The 16,224-nt window shown below is 73.5% G+C and carries 17 protein-coding genes; 14 read left to right on the top strand and 3 right to left on the bottom strand.

Annotated features, from left to right (window positions below):
• Positions 1-3: 3 nt before the first annotated feature.
• The 3 genes from ACWDRR_RS07030 to htpX are packed head-to-tail and all read right to left on the bottom strand — an operon-like array spanning position 4 to position 2,416.
• Positions 4-837: a DUF3097 domain-containing protein gene (locus ACWDRR_RS07030; protein ID WP_449771148.1), complete on the bottom strand. Its 834-nt coding sequence runs from the start codon at positions 835-837 to the stop codon at positions 4-6.
• 43 nt (positions 838-880) lie between these two features.
• Positions 881-1,465, bottom strand: coding sequence for a PspA-associated protein PspAB (gene pspAB, locus ACWDRR_RS07025; RefSeq protein ID WP_449771147.1), 585 nt, complete (start codon positions 1,463-1,465; stop codon positions 881-883).
• A 30-nt stretch (positions 1,466-1,495) separates the two neighbouring features.
• Entirely contained in the window at positions 1,496-2,416 is a 921-nt protein-coding gene (gene htpX / locus ACWDRR_RS07020; RefSeq protein ID WP_449771146.1) for a zinc metalloprotease HtpX, read from the bottom strand.
• 262 nt (positions 2,417-2,678) lie between these two features.
• On the opposite strand from htpX, the gene hrcA reads away from it, so the two are divergent.
• The 14 genes from hrcA (at position 2,679) to ACWDRR_RS06950 (ending at position 16,188) form a co-directional block, all read left to right on the top strand.
• Positions 2,679-3,713: a heat-inducible transcriptional repressor HrcA gene (gene hrcA, locus ACWDRR_RS07015; RefSeq protein WP_360637215.1), complete on the top strand. Its 1,035-nt coding sequence runs from the start codon at positions 2,679-2,681 to the stop codon at positions 3,711-3,713.
• 76 nt (positions 3,714-3,789) lie between these two features.
• Positions 3,790-4,929 (top strand): molecular chaperone DnaJ, encoded by a 1,140-nt coding sequence (dnaJ, locus tag ACWDRR_RS07010; RefSeq protein ID WP_449771145.1) that lies wholly within the window; start codon positions 3,790-3,792, stop codon positions 4,927-4,929.
• A gap of 87 nt (positions 4,930-5,016) precedes the next feature.
• Positions 5,017-5,766, top strand: a complete 750-nt coding sequence (locus tag ACWDRR_RS07005; RefSeq protein ID WP_449771144.1) for a 16S rRNA (uracil(1498)-N(3))-methyltransferase — start codon at positions 5,017-5,019, stop codon at positions 5,764-5,766.
• A 129-nt stretch (positions 5,767-5,895) separates the two neighbouring features.
• Complete coding sequence (locus tag ACWDRR_RS07000; protein ID WP_449771143.1) at positions 5,896-9,159, top strand: S41 family peptidase; 3,264 nt, start codon at positions 5,896-5,898, stop codon at positions 9,157-9,159.
• A 129-nt stretch (positions 9,160-9,288) separates the two neighbouring features.
• A complete protein-coding gene (locus ACWDRR_RS06995) occupies positions 9,289-10,032 on the top strand; it encodes an RDD family protein (protein WP_449771142.1) in 744 nt (247 codons plus the stop codon).
• Between the two features lie 52 nt (positions 10,033-10,084).
• On the top strand, positions 10,085-10,438 hold the full coding sequence (locus tag ACWDRR_RS06990) for a histidine triad nucleotide-binding protein (RefSeq protein WP_449771141.1): 354 nt from the start codon (positions 10,085-10,087) through the stop codon (positions 10,436-10,438).
• Positions 10,439-10,443: 5 nt separating this feature from the next.
• Positions 10,444-11,367, top strand: coding sequence for a ribonuclease Z (locus ACWDRR_RS06985; RefSeq protein WP_449771140.1), 924 nt, complete (start codon positions 10,444-10,446; stop codon positions 11,365-11,367).
• Positions 11,368-11,553: 186 nt separating this feature from the next.
• Positions 11,554-12,687, top strand: coding sequence for a PhoH family protein (locus ACWDRR_RS06980; protein ID WP_449771139.1), 1,134 nt, complete (start codon positions 11,554-11,556; stop codon positions 12,685-12,687).
• A 14-nt stretch (positions 12,688-12,701) separates the two neighbouring features.
• The gene (gene ybeY, locus ACWDRR_RS06975; RefSeq protein ID WP_329487582.1) at positions 12,702-13,196 is read left to right on the top strand and encodes an rRNA maturation RNase YbeY; all 495 of its coding nucleotides are present in this window, start codon (positions 12,702-12,704) and stop codon (positions 13,194-13,196) included.
• A gap of 19 nt (positions 13,197-13,215) precedes the next feature.
• Positions 13,216-14,541 carry a hemolysin family protein gene (locus tag ACWDRR_RS06970; RefSeq protein ID WP_449771138.1) on the top strand — a complete coding sequence of 442 codons (1,326 nt, stop codon included), beginning with the start codon at positions 13,216-13,218 and terminating at the stop codon, positions 14,539-14,541.
• 32 nt (positions 14,542-14,573) lie between these two features.
• Complete coding sequence (locus ACWDRR_RS06965; RefSeq protein ID WP_449771137.1) at positions 14,574-14,810, top strand: hypothetical protein; 237 nt, start codon at positions 14,574-14,576, stop codon at positions 14,808-14,810.
• A gap of 102 nt (positions 14,811-14,912) precedes the next feature.
• Positions 14,913-15,452 carry a DUF4383 domain-containing protein gene (locus ACWDRR_RS06960; RefSeq protein ID WP_449771136.1) on the top strand — a complete coding sequence of 180 codons (540 nt, stop codon included), beginning with the start codon at positions 14,913-14,915 and terminating at the stop codon, positions 15,450-15,452.
• An 81-nt stretch (positions 15,453-15,533) separates the two neighbouring features.
• Positions 15,534-15,887, top strand: a complete 354-nt coding sequence (locus ACWDRR_RS06955; RefSeq protein WP_449771135.1) for a cytidine deaminase — start codon at positions 15,534-15,536, stop codon at positions 15,885-15,887.
• A gap of 139 nt (positions 15,888-16,026) precedes the next feature.
• Positions 16,027-16,188 carry a hypothetical protein gene (locus ACWDRR_RS06950; protein ID WP_449771134.1) on the top strand — a complete coding sequence of 54 codons (162 nt, stop codon included), beginning with the start codon at positions 16,027-16,029 and terminating at the stop codon, positions 16,186-16,188.
• Positions 16,189-16,224 lie beyond the last annotated feature (36 nt).

Here is a 16,224-nt window from a genome sequence, read left to right as displayed (position 1 = left end):
GGTTCAGTCCTCCGAGGTGACGAAGTCGATCAGCTCCTCCACCTTGGCCAGCAGCGCGGGCTCCAGGTCCTTGTAGGAGTCGACCGAGGCCAGGATCCGCTTCCACGCGGCGGGGGTGTCCGCCGGCCAGCCGAGGCGGCGGCAGACGCCCTCCTTCCAGACCTCGCCGTACGGGACGTCCGGCCAGCCGGGGATGCCGACGGAGGAGGGCTTCACGGCCTGCCAGACGTCGATGTACGGGTGGCCGACGACCAGCACCGCGGTGCCGGTGACCCGGGCGGCGATCCGGTGCTCCTTGGTGCCGGGGAGCAGGTGGTCGACCAGGACGCCGAGCCGGCGGCCCGGGCCGGGCGCGAAGTCGGCGACGATCGCGGGCAGGTCGTCGATGCCCTCCAGGTACTCGACGACCACGCCCTCGATCCGCAGGTCGTCGCCCCAGACCCGCTCGACCAGCTCGGCGTCGTGCCGCCCCTCGACGTAGATCCGCGACTCCCGGGCCACCCGGGCCCGGGCGCCGGGCACGGCGACCGAGCCGGAGGCCGTGCGGCCGGGGGCGCGGGAGGGCGTCGGCGCGGCGGCGGCGGGCCGGACCAGGGTGACCGCCCTCCCGTCGAGCAGGAAGCCGCGCGGGACCAGCGGGAAGACCCGGTGCTTGCCGAAACGGTCCTCCAGGGTGACGGTGAACCCCTCGGCGGTCTTCTCGCACCGCACCACCGCCCCGCAGAAGCCGGTCGCGGCCTCCTCGACCACGAGGTCCCGCTCGGCGGGCACGTCGGGGGCGGGCGGTTGCTTCTTCCACGGCGGAGTGAGGTCCGGTCCGTACTGGCGGCTGCGCATGCAGCCGACTATAGGCAGTGCCACCGGCCGGGCCCGGGGGCCGTCACAGGCCCGGCGCGCCCCAGACCGGGAACCAGCGGGTGAGGTCCTTCTCCAGCCGCAGGTCGTTCCCCAGCATCGCGTTGACCTGAAGCTCCAGCGGGCTGTTGCGCTTCTCCCCGCCGCCCGGCACCGGCGCGAACGGGTAGAACGTCCCGCGCTTGTACAGGTAGACCAGCGCCAGCGGCTGCCCCTCGGCGCTGCGGAAGCCCACCAGCGAGCAGAGCAGCTGCGGGCCGAAGCCGTTCGCCTCCAGCTCGCTGTTGACCGCGTGCAGGTCGTTGACCAGCTCCGGCAGCTCCTCGGGCGTGTGCCGGGCGAGCAGCCAGGAGTACCCGTAGGCGTCCTTGGAGGCCTCCACCGGGACGCCGCCGCGCTCGGTGTCGGCGTCCAGCAGGGCCCGGACCTGCCGCTCGACCTCGACGAACGCCCCGCCCTCGACGGAGGCGAAGCAGACCGACCCGACCCCGGTCGGCCGGAAGCCGGCCGCCGCCTCCAGGGTCAGCGCGGCCGACGGCACGCCGAACAGCTGGTCGAGATCGGGCCTGACCGGCTTGGTGCGGCCGAACAGCGCGTCCAGGATTCCCACGGCGGTCCCCTCCGGGATTCGTACGGCGGCTCAGCGGCCGAGCTCGGTGGAGATCCTCGCCAGCTGCTCCAGCCGCTTCTCCAGCGACGGGTGGGTGGAGAACAGCTGCGAGGCGGTCTCCCGGGCGCTCAGCGCCGGGGCGAAGTAGAAGGCGTTGTACGCCTGCGCCTGGCGCAGGTCCTTGGTCGGGATCGCGGCGATCTGGCCGGTCACCTTGGTCAGTGCCGAGGCCAGCGCGCTGGGCCGGCCGGTGAGCTGGGCGGCCGCCCGGTCGGCGGCCAGCTCCCGGTAGCGGGAGAGCAGCCGGGTCAGCAGGAAGCTGATCGCGTACACCACGACCGACACCAGCGGGATGACCAGCGCGGCGATCGCGGCGTTGGAGTCGTTGCTGTTGCGGGCGCCGCCCATGAAGCCGCCGTACATCGCGATCCGGGTCATCGCCCCGGCCAGCACCCCGAGGAACCCGGCGATGGTCATCACCGCGACGTCCCGGTGGGCGACGTGCGACAGCTCGTGCGCCAGGACGCCCTCCAGTTCCTCGGGCTCCAGCCGCCGCAGCAGCCCGGTGGTGACGCAGACCACCGCGTTCTGCGGGTTGCGGCCGGTCGCGAAGGCGTTCGGCATGTCGTTGTCGGCGACCGCCACCCGCGGTTTGGGCATGTCGGCGAGCGCGCAGAGCCGGTCGACGGTGCCGTGCAGCTGGGGGTACTGCTCCGGGGTCACCCGGTGGGCGCCCATCGCCCGTTCGGTGATCTTGTCGCTGAACCAGAACTGGGCCACGAACAGCCCGCCGGAGATCAGCACGATCAGTGGCCAGGCGCCGCGCAGCAGCGCGATCAGCAGGCCGGTGAAACCGACGTACAGCAGTCCGATCACGAACACCGTCCCGACCATCCGGCCGGTCAGGCCGCGGTCCGGTGCGAAGCGGGTGTGCTGACCCGAGGTCGACATCGCTGGTCCTCCGTTCGCCGTTCGCTATCGATGCTGCCACCCGGCCGGGCCCTCGGCATCACCCGCGTGCCGCGGAGTGCGGGCAGGATCACCCCGGCGGGGCCGTTCCTGCCGTCGGACCCGGGCCTTACACTGGCAGGTACGGTTCTGGCACTCGTCTGTTCAGAGTGCCAAAGCCGCGGTCCGCCCAGAGCGGCCCGGAACATGCCAGAACGGACACATGTCACCACGGACAACGTGCGAAGAGGGAGGTGCGTGCCCCATGGCCGGTGAGGTCCGCCAGCTCGACGAACGCAAGCTCGCCGTGCTCCGCGCCATCGTCCAGGACTATGTGGGCACCGAGGAGCCGGTCGGCTCCAAGGCCCTCGTCGAACGACACAACCTCGGGGTCTCCCCGGCCACCGTGCGCAACGACATGGCCGCGCTGGAGGAGGACGGTTTCATCCACCAGCCGCACACCAGCGCCGGGCGGATCCCCACCGACAAGGGGTACCGCCTGTTCGTCGACCGGCTGGCCGAGGTCAAGCCGATGAGCGCGCCCGAGCGGCGGGCCATCCGGCACTTCCTGGACGGCGCGGTGGACCTGGACGACGTGGTCGCCCGCACGGTCCGGCTGCTCGCCCAGCTCACCCGGCAGGTCGCGGTGGTCCAGTACCCCTCGCTCTCCCGGTCCACGGTGCGCCACATCGAGCTGGTCGCGCTGGCTCCGGCCAAGGTGATGCTGGTCCTGATCACCAACACCGGCCGGGTCGAGCAGCGGATGGTCGACTGCCCGGGCACGGTCGGCGAGGTGGTCCTCGCGGACCTCCGGGCCAGGATCAACGCGCGGGCCGTCGGCGTGCGGCTGCCCGAGGTGCCGGGGCTGCTGGACGAGCTCCCGGCGATGTTCGAGGCGGCGGACCGACCGGCCGTCACCGTCGTCCTGGCGACGCTCTTCGAGGCGCTCGCCGAGCAGAACGAGGAGCGGATCATGCTGGCCGGCACGGCCAACCTGACCCGCTTCGGCCACGACTTCCCGCTCACCATCCAGCCGGTGCTGGAGGCCCTGGAGGAGCAGGTCATCCTGCTCCGCCTCCTGGGTGAGACCGCCGACGCCGGGATGACGGTCCGGATCGGCCGGGAGAACGCGTACGAAGGGCTCAATTCCACCTCGGTCGTCTCCGTCGGTTACGGTTCGGGCGACGAGAGCGTGGCCAAACTGGGTGTGATCGGTCCGACCCGGATGGACTATCCGGGCACAATGGGGGCGGTGCGAGCGGTGGCACGGTACGTGGGCCAGATCCTGGCCGAGTCGTAGGGAACGACCGGCGTCACACCTGTGACACCGGTACCAGTCGCAAGCACTTCTACAGGCGGAACAAGCGGAGCATTTGGTGGCCACGGACTACTACGCGGTACTCGGCGTCCGACGGGATGCGGGGCAGGACGAGATCAAGAAGGCGTTCCGGCGCCTGGCGCGCGAACTGCACCCGGACGTCAACCCGGACCCGAAGACGCAGGAGCGGTTCAAGGAGATCAACGCCGCCTACGAGGTCCTCTCCGACCCGCAGAAGCGGCAGGTCTACGACCTCGGCGGGGATCCCCTCTCGCCCAACGGCGGAGGCGCGGGCGGCTTCGGCGCCGGCGCGGCCGGATTCGGCTTCTCCGACATCATGGACGCGTTCTTCGGCGCGGCCTCCGGTCAGCGCGGCCCGCGCTCGCGCACCCGGCGCGGCCAGGACGCCATGATCCGGCTGGAGATCACCCTGGAGGAGGCCGCGTTCGGCACCACCAAGGAACTCCAGGTCGACACCGCCGTCACCTGCACCACGTGCAGCGGCGAGGGGGCGGCCCCCGGCACCTCCGCGCAGACCTGTGACATGTGTCGCGGCAAGGGCGAGGTCTCCCAGGTCACCCGGTCCTTCCTGGGCCAGGTCATGACCTCCCGGCCGTGCCCGCAGTGCCAGGGCTTCGGCACCGTCGTGCCGACCCCGTGCCCGGAGTGCGCCGGCGACGGCCGCGTGCGGGCCCGCCGCACCCTGACCGTCAAGATCCCGGCCGGTGTCGACAACGGCACCCGGATCCAGCTGGCCGGCGAGGGCGAGGTCGGCCCCGGCGGCGGCCCCGCCGGCGACCTCTACGTCGAGATCGCCGAGACCACCCACCCGACCTTCCAGCGCCGCGGCGACGACCTGCACTGCACGGTCACCATCCCGATGACGGCCGCCTCGCTCGGCACCCAGGTGCCGCTGCAGACCCTGGACGGGCTGGAGGAGGTCGACATCCGGCCCGGCACCCAGTCCGGCCAGTCGATCCCGCTGCACGGCCGCGGCATCACCCATCTGCGCGGCGGCGGCCGTGGCGACTTGATAGTGCATGTCGAGGTGCAGACGCCCACCAAGCTCGACCCCGAGCAGGAGGACCTGCTGCGCCGGCTCGCGGTGCTGCGCGGCGAGGAGCGGCCCTCCGGCCAGTTCGCGCCGGGCCAGCAGGGGCTGTTCTCCCGGCTGAAGGACGCCTTCAACGGCCGCTGACCGTACCGGCGCCCGGTGGTCCCGCTCCCCGCGGGTCACCGGGCGCCGTCGTTCCCCCGCCCGTACCCCCGACTCCCAGGAACCGCCATGACCGCGCCCGTGTTCGTCGTCGAGACCGCGCAGCTCGCCTCCGCCGCCCCCGGCGCGGTGGTCCGGCTGGACGGCCCGGAGGGGCGGCACGCCGCCGCCGTGAAGCGGCTGGAGCCGGGCGAGGCGGTGACCCTGGCCGACGGGCTCGGCCTCGGGGTGGACGGCACGGTCACGGCCGTCCACGGCAAGGACGCCGTCGAGGTGACGGTGGCCGCGGTCCGCCGGGAGGCCGACCCGGCGCCGCGGATCGTCGTCGTCCAGGCGCTGCCCAAGGGCGACCGCGGCGAACTGGCCGTGGAGACCATGACCGAGGTCGGCGTGGACGTGGTGATCCCCTGGGCCGCCTCCCGCTGCATCACCCAGTGGAAGGGCGAGCGCGGCGCCAAGGCGCTCGCCAAGTGGCGGGCCACCGCCCGCGAGGCGGGCAAGCAGTCCCGCCGGCTGCGCTTCCCCGAGGTCCGCGAGCTCGCGACCACCCGGCAGCTGGCGCCCGTCCTGGCCGGTGCCGCGCTCGCCGCGGTGCTGCACGAGGAGGGCGCCGAGCCGCTGGCCGGCGCCGTGCTGCCCGGCGGCGGGGACATCGTGCTGGTGGTGGGACCCGAGGGCGGGGTCTCCCCGGAGGAGCTGGCCGCCTTCGCCGAGGCCGGTGCCGGGCCGTACCGGCTCGGGCCCTCGGTGCTGCGCACCTCGACCGCCGGGGTGGCCGCCGGCGCCCTGCTGCTGGGCCGCACCGGCCGGTGGGGCTGAGCACCCGGGCCGGGTGACCGGGCGGTCGGGCGGTCGGGCGGTCGGGCCGGCTGCCCGTTCGTCCCTCGTAGGGGGCGGCCTGGGCGAAACCCGGGGCACGCCACCCGGGCCGGTGCATAGGGTGCGGCTGTGAGCGAATCCCCGAGCACCCCTGCCGGCGCGTACCTGCGCCATCCGCACCTGCACGGTGACCTGATCACCTTCGTTGCGGAGAACGACGTCTGGCTCGCCCCGTTGGACGGTGGCCGGCCCTGGCGGCTGACCGCCGATCACGTCCCGGTCCGCCGACCGCGCTTCTCGCCGGACGGGCGGCACATCGCCTTCGTCTCGACCCGGGACGGCGCACCCGAGGTGCACGTCGCGCCGGTGGACGGCGGGCCCTCCCGCCGGCTGACGTACTGGGGCAGCGACCAGACCCAGTTGCAGGGCTGGACGGCCGACGGCCGCCCGATCGCCACCACCTCCGCCGGGCAGGCCACCCTGCGCCGCACCTGGGCGCACGCCGTGCCGCTGGACGGCGGTGAGCCGCAGCGGCTGCCGTACGGGCCGATCGGCGGCCTGGCCCACGAGCCGGGCGGCGACCGCGTGCTGCTGCTCTCGGCGGCCGGCGCGGAGCCCGCCCGGTGGAAGCGCTACCGGGGCGGCCGGGTCGGCAAGCTCTGGATCGGCGCCGAGGAGTTCACCCGCGTCCACGAGGGGCTGGACGGCCACATCGAGTCGCCGCTGTGGGTCGACGCGCCCGGCGGCGCCCGGATCGCCTTCCTCGCCGACCACGAGGGCGTCGGCGAGCTCTACTCCAGCCTCCCCGACGGCAGCGGCCTGCGCCGCCACACCACCTCCGCGGAGGGCTTCTACGCCCGCGGCGCCACCAGCGACGGCACCCGGGTGATCTGGCACCGGGCCGGCGACCTCTGGCTGCTGGACGACCTCGACGGCGCCGAGCCGCGCCGGCTGGACGTCCGGCCCTCCGGTCCCCGCTCCGGCCGCCGGCCCCGCCCGGTGCCGGCCGCGCACTGGCTGGAGACCGCCGTCCCCGACCGCACCGGCCGGGCCGGCGCCGTCGTGGTGCGCGGCAGCGTGCACTGGCTGCCGCACCGGGAGGGCCCGGCCCGGGTGCTGGACGAGACGCCCGGCGTACGGGCCCGGCGGGCCCGGGTGGTGCCCGGCGAGGACGGCGCGCAGGGCGTGCTCTGGGTGACCGACGCCGAGGGCGAGGACGCCATCGAGTACGCCCCCGCCGTCCTGGGCGACGAGCGCCGCCGACTGGCCACCGGGCAACTGGGCCGGGTCCGCGCGCTGGCGGTCTCGCCGGACGGCAAGCAGGCGGCGGTCGGCTCGCACGACGGCCGGGTGCTGCTGGTCACGCTCGCCGACGGGACGGTGCACGAGCTGGACCGCAGCACCGACGGCGAGGTCAGCGGGCTGGCGTTCAGCCCGGACTCCGCCTGGCTGGCCTGGTCGCGGCCGTGCCCCGGCTTCGGGGCCTGGTCGCTGCGCCAGATCGTGCTGGCCAACCTGGCCACCCGCACGGTCGGCGAGGTCACCCCGGCGCGCTTCATCGACACCTCGCCGGCCTTCACCGCCGACGGCCGCCACCTGGCCTTCCTCTCGGTGCGCAACTTCGACCCGGTCTACGACTCGCACGTCTTCGACCTGTCGTTCCCCAACGGCTGCCGCCCCTACCTGGTCACCCTGGCCGCCGACACGCCCTCCCCGTTCGGGCCGCGGCGGGCCGGTCGGCCGGCCGGCGGGGAGGACGACGAGCCCAAGGGCAAGAAGGCGGACGGCGAGGAGGGCGCGGCCGACGCCCCGCCCGCCACCCGGGTCGACCTGGACGGGATCGCCGACCGGATCATCCCCTTCCCGGTCGAGGGCGGCCGGTTCGGCGAGCTGGCGGCCGCCAAGGACGGCGTGCTCTGGACCAGGATCCCGCTCACCGGTGAACTCGGTGACGACGCGGCCTCGTTGGAGGACGACGAGGCGCGCCCCGCGCTGGAGCGGTTCGACCTGCGCAAGCGCCGCGCCGAGCAACTGGTCGACGGCCTGGACGCGTTCGAGGTCAGCGGCGACGGCACCCGGGTCGCCGTGGTGGACGAGGGCGAGCTGCGGATCGTCCCGGCCGACCACAAGGCGGTCGGCGACGACGACGAGATCGACGTCGACCTCGACCGGCTGCGGGTGACCGTCGACCCGGCGGCCGAGTGGCGGCAGATGTACGACGAGAACGGCCGCCTGATGCGCGACAACTTCTGGCGCCCGGACCTCGGCGGCCTGCCCTGGGCCGCCGTCCTGGACCGCTACCGGCCGCTGGTCGAGCGGCTCGGCTCGCACGACGACCTGGTCGACCTGCTCTGGGAGGTGCACGGCGAGCTGGGCACCTCGCACGCCTACGTGGCGCCCTACGGCATCCACGTCGAGGCCGCCCGCCGGCAGGGCAAGCTCGGCGCCGACCTGGTGAAGGACGGCGACACCTGGCGGATCGCCCGGATCCTGCCCGGCGAGTCCTCCGACCCGCGGGCCCGCTCGCCGCTGGCCGCGCCGGGCGCCGCCGTCCGCCCGGGCGACGCGATCCTGGCCGTCAACGGCCGCCCGGTGGACGGGGTGACCGGCCCGGCCCCGCTGCTGGCCGGCACCGCCGGGCAGCCGGTCGAGCTGACGGTGGCCGGCAAGGACGGCACCGACCGGCGCCACCCGGTGGTCGTCCCGCTCGCGGACGACGAGCCGCTGCGCTACCACGACTGGGTGGCCGGCCGGCGGGCCGCCGTCCGGGAGCTGTCCGGCGGGCGGCTCGGCTATCTGCACATCCCCGACATGCAGAGCAGCGGCTGGGCCCAGATCCACCGCGACCTGCGCTCGGAGATGGCCCGGGAGGGCGTGATCGTCGACATCCGGGAGAACCGCGGCGGCCACACCTCGCAGCTGGTGATCGAGAAGCTGGCCCGGCGGATCGTCGGCTGGAACGTCGCCCGGGACCTCGCCAACCCGGTGCCCTACCCCGGTGACGCGCCGCGCGGGCCGATCGTCGCGCTGGCCGACGAGTTCTCCGGCTCGGACGGCGACATCGTCAACGCCGCCATCCAGGCGCTGAAGCTCGGCCCGGTGGTCGGCACCCGGACGTGGGGCGGCGTGATCGGCATCGACAGCAAGTACAGCCTGGTGGACGGCACCCTGGTGACCCAGCCCAAGTACGCGTTCTGGCTGGAGGGGTACGGCTGGGGCGTGGAGAACCACGGCGTCGACCCGGACGTCGAGGTGCCGGTCGCGCCGCACCAGTGGGCCGCGGGGGAGGACCCGCAGCTCGCCGAGGGCGTCCGGATCGCCCTGGCCACGCTGGCCGAGACCCCGGCCAGCACGCCGCCGCCGCTGCCCTGGGAGCAGGGCCCGGCCTCCTAGCGGCCGGCGGGGGTGCCCGGAGCGGGCGACCGGGCGCCCCGGCGGCCCGCTCCGGGACTGGGTAGGATGCGGGGCTGTTCTTGATCAAGACCGGTCGTCGGCCGGTCGGCAGCTCACGGGGGAGCACGCATGGCACAGGGCTATCCGCAGGCGCCGCACGGACAGCCGGCGTACGGGCAGCCGCCGTACGGGCAGCCGGCGCACGGGCAGGCGCCGTACGGTCAGGCGCCGTACGGTCAGCCGGCGCACGGACAGCCGGCGCACGGACAGCCGGCGCACGGACGGCCGCCGTACGGGCAGAGCCCCCACGGCGCGCAGCCGTACCCGCCCCAGCCGCCGTACGGCCAGTACCCGCCGCAGCAGCCGCACCCCCGGCCGTACCCGCCCCAGCCGTACGGCCGGTCCCCGCAGCAGCCGCACCCCCCGCAGGCGTACGCCCCCGGGGTGCGGCGGCCGGCGGAGGCCGGCAGCATCCGCCGGTTCCTCGCCGCCACCCTCGACGCCGCGCTGGCCCTCGCGGCCGGCTTCGCCGCCGCCAAGTCGGCGAGCGGCCCGGACGGCCCGGTCGGCGTCTACTTCGGCACGCTGTTCGGCGTCTTCCTCGGCGCCTCCTTCGCCAACCAGGTGCTGCTCGCCCGGCTGACCGGCTTCAGCCTGGGCAAGGGCGTCCTGGCCACCCGGGTGGTCCGCCACAAGGACGGCAGCCGCCCGCACACCTGGCGGCTCACCAAGAGGTGGCTGCTCGGCTACGTCATCGTGGTGGTCGGCCTGCTGACCGAGGATCCGGAGTCCGAGGGGACGGCCGTCGGGGTCCGCGTGGTCCGCCGCAAGCACCTGCGCGAGTACCAGCAGGCGACCGGGCGGCTCGGCTAGCATGCGGCCGTACGCCCCGACCGACACCGTGCGACACCGCGAGGAGACCCCGATGGCCGGCGAGCCGCAGTCCGACTGCCTGTTCTGCAAGATCGTGGCGGGCGAGATCCCGGCCACCGTGGTGCGCAAGACCGAGCACACCCTCGCCTTCCGGGACATCGCCCCGAAGGCCCCGACGCACGTCCTGGTCATCCCGCACGTGCACTACCCGAACGCCGCCGCGCTGGCCGCCGCCGAGCCGCGGATCGCCGGCGAGCTCCTCGCCGAGGCCGGCGAGGTGGCCAAGGACGAGGGCATCGAGGACTACCGGCTGATCTTCAACACCGGCGCCGGCGCGGGCCAGACGATCTTCCATGCCCACGTCCACGTCCTCGGCGGTATCCCGATGAACGAGCGCATGGTCTGAACGACGTGTCACAGCGCGAACTCGTCGTCCTCGGCACGGCCAGCCAGGTACCGACCCGGCACCGCAACCACAACGGCTACCTGCTGCGCTGGGACGGCGAGGGCCTGCTGTTCGACCCCGGCGAGGGCACCCAGCGCCAGATGCTGCACGCCGGGGTCTCCGCCACCCAGATCACCCGGATCGCGGTCACGCACTTCCACGGCGACCACAGCCTGGGCCTCGCCGGGGTGATCCAGCGGATCAACCTGGACCGCGTCCCGCACCCGGTGGACGTCTACTTCCCGGCCTCCGGGGAGGTCTACTTCGAGCGGCTGCGGCACGCCACCGCCTTCCACGAGACGGCCGTGCTGCGCCCCCGCCCGATCGAGGAGCCCGGCCCGCTGCCCGCGCCCGGCGCCCGCTTCGCGCTGGACGCCGTCCGGCTCTCGCACCCCGTCGAGTCCTTCGGCTACCGGCTCACCGAGCCCGACGGCCGCCGGCTGGTGCCCGAGCGGCTGGCCGCGCTCGGCATCGCCGGCCCGGACGTCGGCCGGCTCCAGCACCTGGGCGCCATCGAGTCGGACGGCCGGTCGGTGACCCTCGACCAGGTCAGCGAGTTCCGGCGCGGCCAGCGGTTCGCCTTCGTGATGGACACCCGGCTCTGCGAGGGCGTCCACGAACTCGCCGAGGGCGCCGACCTGCTGGTCATCGAGTCCACCTTCACCGACGCCGACACCCGGCTCGCCGAGGAGCACGGCCACCTCACCGCCGGCCAGGCCGGCAAGGTCGCCGCCGAGGCCGGCGCGGGCACCCTCGTGCTGACCCACTTCTCGCAGCGCTACCCGGACCTCGGGCAGCACCTCGCCGACGCCCGCAAGCACTTCGACGGCACCGTCGTGCTGGCCGAGGACCTGGCCCGGGTGCCCGTGCCGCCCCGACGGCGGCCGTGACCGCACGGCCCGGCCGGGGCCGCGCGGAAAACCGCTCGCGCCGCCCTGCGATCTGCTCCAGCATCGTCGGGTGCGGCCCCGCCGCCCGCCGCAGCGATCACGCTCGCGGCGTACCCTGGTGCCCCGGAAGGATCGAGCGGCACCACGAGACCACGGATGGGATGAGGCAGGCCCCAGCGCCGACCTATGAGTGACACATCGCAGACCCGTACGAACGGACAGTCGCGCCCCGAACCGGCCGACGAGGGCCGCACCAGCGCCCGGATCGTCATCCCCGAGAAGCACCCGATGGTCACCCTGCTCGGCACCGCGGACTCGCTGCTGCGGGTGATCGAGCGGGGCTTCCCCGCCGCGGACATCCACGTCCGCGGCAACGAGGTGACCGCCACCGGAGAGCGCGCCGAGGTCGCCCTGGTGCAGCAGCTCTTCAACGAGATGATGCTGGTGCTGCGCACCGGCCAACCCCTGACGGAGGACGCCGTGGAGCGCTCCATCGCCATGCTCCGGAGCGCCGTCGACGACCCGGACAGCCCGGCGCCGTCGCAGGTGTTCACCGCGAACATCCTGTCCAACCGCGGCCGCACCATCCGCCCCAAGACCCTCAACCAGCAGCGCTACGTCGACGCGATCGACAAGCACACCGTCGTCTTCGGCCTCGGCCCGGCCGGTACCGGCAAGACCTACCTCGCGATGGCCAAGGCCGTCCAGGCCCTCCAGGCCAAGGAGGTCAACCGGATCATCCTGACCCGTCCGGCCGTCGAGGCGGGGGAGCGGCTGGGCTTCCTGCCCGGCACGCTCTACGAGAAGATCGACCCGTACCTGCGCCCGCTCTACGACGCGCTGCACGACATGATGGACCCGGACTCCATCCCGCGCCTGATGGCGGCCGGCACCATCGAGGTCGCCCCGCTCGCCTACATGCGCGGCCGGACCCTCAACGACGCCTTCATCATCCTCGACGAGGCCCAGAACACCTCGCCCGAGCAGATGAAGATGTTCCTCACCCGTCTCGGGTTCAACTCCCGGATGGTCGTCACCGGCGACACCAGCCAGGTCGACCTCCCGGGCGGCACCCGCAGCGGCCTCAAGGTCGTCCAGGAGATCCTGGTCGACGTGCCCGACGTCCACTTCTCCGTCCTCACCAGCACCGACGTGGTCCGCCACAAGCTGGTCGGCCGGATCGTGGACGCGTACGAGCGCTGGGACGCCCGGCAGGAGGCCGAGGAGAACGCTCCGTCGGCCCGCAAGCCCGGCCAGCGGCGCCCCGGCAAGACCACCGCACCGCGCGCACCCCGACAGTCCCATCGCACCGAAAGCTGAGTAACCAGCCCGTCATGTCGATCGACATCGCCAATGAGTCCGGTTGGGACGCCGACGAGGAGTCCATCCTCGACGTCGCCCGCTACGCGCTGGACAAGATGCGGATCCACCCGCAGTCAGAACTGTCCGTGATCCTGGTGGACGGTGCGGCGATGGAGGAGCTGCACATCCAGTGGATGGACCTCCCCGGCCCGACCGACGTGATGTCCTTCCCGATGGACGAGCTGCGTCCCGGCAAGGAGGGCGAGGAGCTGCCGCAGGGCCTCCTCGGCGACATCGTGCTCTGCCCCGAGGTGGCCGAGCAGCAGGGCAAGGCGGCCCCGTCCAAGCACTCGATGGACGAGGAGCTGCAGCTGCTCACCGTCCACGGGGTGCTGCACGTGCTCGGCTACGACCACGAGGAGCCGGACGAGGAGGAGGAGATGTTCGGCCTCCAGAAGGCCATCCTGGACGGCTGGCGGGCCGGCCGCGGCCTGGGCGGCATCTCCCCGGCCCCCACCACCCACTGAGCGCGGAGCCCGAACCCCTGTGAGTGGTGAGAGTACGAGCTTCATCCTCGGTGCCGTGCTGCTGGTCGTCCTCGGCTGGCTGGCCGCATGCGCCGAGGCGGGCATCTCCCGGGTCTCCCGGTTCCGCGCGGAGGAGGCCGTCCGGGCAGGCCGGCGGGGCTCGGCCCGGCTGCTGGCGCTGGCCTCCGACCCGATCCGCTACCTCAACCTGGCCACCCTGATCCGGGTGGCCAGCGAGATGGCGGCGGCCGTCCTGGTCACCGTGGTCTGCGTGCGGAGCCTGGACGCCACCTGGCAGGCCGTGCTGCTGGCGTTCGGCGTGATGGTGCTGGTGTCCTTCGTGGCGGTCGGCGTCTCGCCGCGCACGATCGGGCGCCAGCACCCGCTGACCACCGCCACCGCGGCCTCCTTCGTGCTGCTGCCGCTGGCCGGCGTGCTCGGCCCGATCCCGCGGCTGCTGATCCTGCTCGGCAACGCGCTGACCCCGGGCAAGGGCTACCGCGAGGGGCCGTTCGCCTCCGAGGCGGAGCTGCGGGCCCTGGTGGACCTCGCCGAGAAGGACGACCTGATCGAGGACGAGGAGCGCCGGATGGTGCACTCCGTCTTCGAGCTGGGTGACACCATCGTCCGCGAGGTGATGGTGCCGCGCACCGACCTGGTGATGATCGAGCGGCACAAGACCGTCCGTCAGGCGCTCACCCTGGCGCTGCGTTCCGGCTTCTCGCGCATCCCGGTGGTCGGCGACAACGAGGACGACGTGGTCGGCATCGTCTACCTCAAGGACCTGGTGCGGCGCACCCACATCAACCGGGAGGCCGAGTCCGAGGAGGTCGGCGCGGTGATGCGGCCGGCCGTCTTCGTCCCGGACTCCAAGCCGGCCGGCGACCTGCTGCGCGAGATGCAGCAGCGCCGCTCGCACGTGGCGATCGTGATCGACGAGTACGGCGGCACGGCCGGGCTGGTCACCATCGAGGACATCCTGGAGGAGATCGTCGGCGAGATCACCGACGAGTACGACCGGGAGATCGCGCCGGTCGAGGACCTCGGCGACGGCTCGTACCGGATCACCGCCCGGCTGCTGGTCGAGGACCTGGGCGAGCTGTTCGGCATCGAGCTGGAGGACGAGGACGTCGAGACCGTCGGCGGCCTGCTCGCCAAGCTCCTCGGCCGGGTGCCGATCCCGGGCTCGTCCTGCGAGATCCCGCTGCCCGAGGACGCGGCCACCGACCTGACCTCGATCCGGCTGACCGCCGAGAGCTCGGCGGGCCGCCGCAACCGGATCGGCTCGATGGTCGCCACCCCCGTCAGGGCCTCGGCCGAGGCCGTCCAGGAGCCCGGCGAGTAGCGGTCGGACGGCCGCGGGGCGACGATGGCGTCATGACTCATCTACTGCGTGCGGAGTACGGCCCGCAGGGTCGGTCGGCCGGGGCGAAGTCCTGGCACGTCGTCCGGGCCGCGGATCCGACGACGGCCCTGTGCGGCCGGACGATGGACACCGATGCCGAGACCCGGCCGGACGAGGAGTGGGGCACCGGGCTGCGCTGCTGCCAGCAGTGCGGCTCGCTGTACATGCACGAGGTGCCGCACATGCAGGGGAGCCACCCCTACAGCTAGGTACCGGCAGGGGTGCGCCACCCCGACAGCCGGGCCGTGCGCCGCTCCGCGAGCGGAGTAGCGTGAATGAAGGCCGTTCGACGTCCCATGGTGGAGGTCACCATGAAGCTGCAAGACGAACTGCCCGTCGACCACCGCCTGCTCATGGTCTGGCGGATCGGGGCGGGGCTGGGCGGGGTGTTCCTGATCGTGTTCGGGATCCTCGGGCTGGCGGACCATCCGGGCTTCCTGTCCACCCGGGGCAGTGACATCGTCGGGCTGTCGACCAACGGGGCGCTCGCGATCCTCTCCATCGTGGTGGGCGTGATCCTCGTCGGCGGCGCCGTCATCGGCGGGAACTTCGCCGCCAACCTCAACATGGTGGTGGGCATCCTCTTCGTGCTCTCCGGCTTCTACGGCCTGACGGTGCTCGGCCGGCCGGACGCCAACATCCTCAACTTCCGGATGTCCAACGTGCTGTTCGCGTTCGTCTTCGGCGTGGTCGTGACGACCTTCGGGATGTACGGCCGGGTCAGCAGCCACCTGCCGCACGACAACCCGTACTGGCGCAAGCGGGCCGAGGACGAGCAGCCGCTGCCGAACGGTCCGAAGACCTTCGTCAAGGTCATGCGGCCGGGGCCGCCCAACCCGATCGGCCACTGAGTGCGGCCGCGACGACCGGTGACGGTGGTCGCGGCGGAGGGTGCGGGCGGCCGGTGAGCGGGGCGTCCTATGCTCGGCGCCATGAGTGACATCGTCGAGCTCGACCCCGAAGACAAGAAGATCATCACCCTGGCCCGCTCCGCGCGTGCCCGCAACGGCGTCGCGGAGGGGGCCGCGGTGCGCGACGAGACCGGGCGCACCTACGTGGCCGGCACGGTCGCGCTGGAGTCGCTGCGGCTCAGCGCGCTGCAGACGGCGGTGGCGATGGCGGTGGCCAGCGGTGCGAAGTCGCTGGAGGCGGCGGCCGTGGTGAGCGAGGCCGGGGAGCCCGCCGAGGCCGATCTGGCCGCCGTGCGGGACCTCGGCGGGGCCGGGACGCCGGTGCTGCTGGCCGGTCCGGACGGGACGCTGAAGGTGGCGGCGCAGGCCCGCTGAGGCCCGCTGGAGCTCCTTCCCGGGGTGGCGCGGGCCGCGCGCGGCCCGCGCGGGCGCCCGGCGGGAACCCGGGCGCCCGGTCCACCAGGATCCGCAGATAATCTCACCGGTACAGGGTGGCGGTGAGGGGGCTGGGGACATGGGGCCGTTCGCGTTCTTCGCGGGCCTGCTGCTGGGCGTCATGGGGATGGGCAAGTGGCAGGAGACCGGATCGCCGTTCTGGCTCTGGGGCTCGGTCGTCTTCCTCCTGGTCGTTCTGATCAGCGGGATCTCCGCCGTCCTGGGCGGCAAAAAGGGCTGACGGGGGCCGCCTGTCCGTCGAGCTCCCGGTGATCAG

Source organism: Kitasatospora sp. NPDC003701, assembly GCF_053587085.1.
The sequence above is the reverse complement of the archived record's forward strand: the minus strand, read 5'-3'. Positions and strand labels throughout refer to the sequence as shown.

Excerpts from the sequence above, each read along its gene's own strand:
- ACWDRR_RS07030 (WP_449771148.1), bottom strand. The coding sequence starts at position 837 with ATGCGCAGCCGCCAGTACGGACCGGACCTCACTCCGCCGTGGAAGAAG.
- htpX (WP_449771146.1), bottom strand. The coding sequence starts at position 2,416 with ATGTCGACCTCGGGTCAGCACACCCGCTTCGCACCGGACCGCGGCCTG.
- hrcA (WP_360637215.1), top strand. The coding sequence starts at position 2,679 with ATGGCCGGTGAGGTCCGCCAGCTCGACGAACGCAAGCTCGCCGTGCTC.
- ACWDRR_RS07005 (WP_449771144.1), top strand. The coding sequence starts at position 5,017 with ATGACCGCGCCCGTGTTCGTCGTCGAGACCGCGCAGCTCGCCTCCGCC.
- ACWDRR_RS06995 (WP_449771142.1), top strand. The coding sequence starts at position 9,289 with ATGGCACAGGGCTATCCGCAGGCGCCGCACGGACAGCCGGCGTACGGG.
- ACWDRR_RS06990 (WP_449771141.1), top strand. The coding sequence starts at position 10,085 with ATGGCCGGCGAGCCGCAGTCCGACTGCCTGTTCTGCAAGATCGTGGCG.
- ACWDRR_RS06980 (WP_449771139.1), top strand. The coding sequence starts at position 11,554 with ATGAGTGACACATCGCAGACCCGTACGAACGGACAGTCGCGCCCCGAA.
- ybeY (WP_329487582.1), top strand. The coding sequence starts at position 12,702 with ATGTCGATCGACATCGCCAATGAGTCCGGTTGGGACGCCGACGAGGAG.
- ACWDRR_RS06965 (WP_449771137.1), top strand. The coding sequence starts at position 14,574 with ATGACTCATCTACTGCGTGCGGAGTACGGCCCGCAGGGTCGGTCGGCC.
- ACWDRR_RS06960 (WP_449771136.1), top strand. The coding sequence starts at position 14,913 with ATGAAGCTGCAAGACGAACTGCCCGTCGACCACCGCCTGCTCATGGTC.
- ACWDRR_RS06955 (WP_449771135.1), top strand. The coding sequence starts at position 15,534 with ATGAGTGACATCGTCGAGCTCGACCCCGAAGACAAGAAGATCATCACC.
- ACWDRR_RS06950 (WP_449771134.1), top strand. The coding sequence starts at position 16,027 with ATGGGGCCGTTCGCGTTCTTCGCGGGCCTGCTGCTGGGCGTCATGGGG.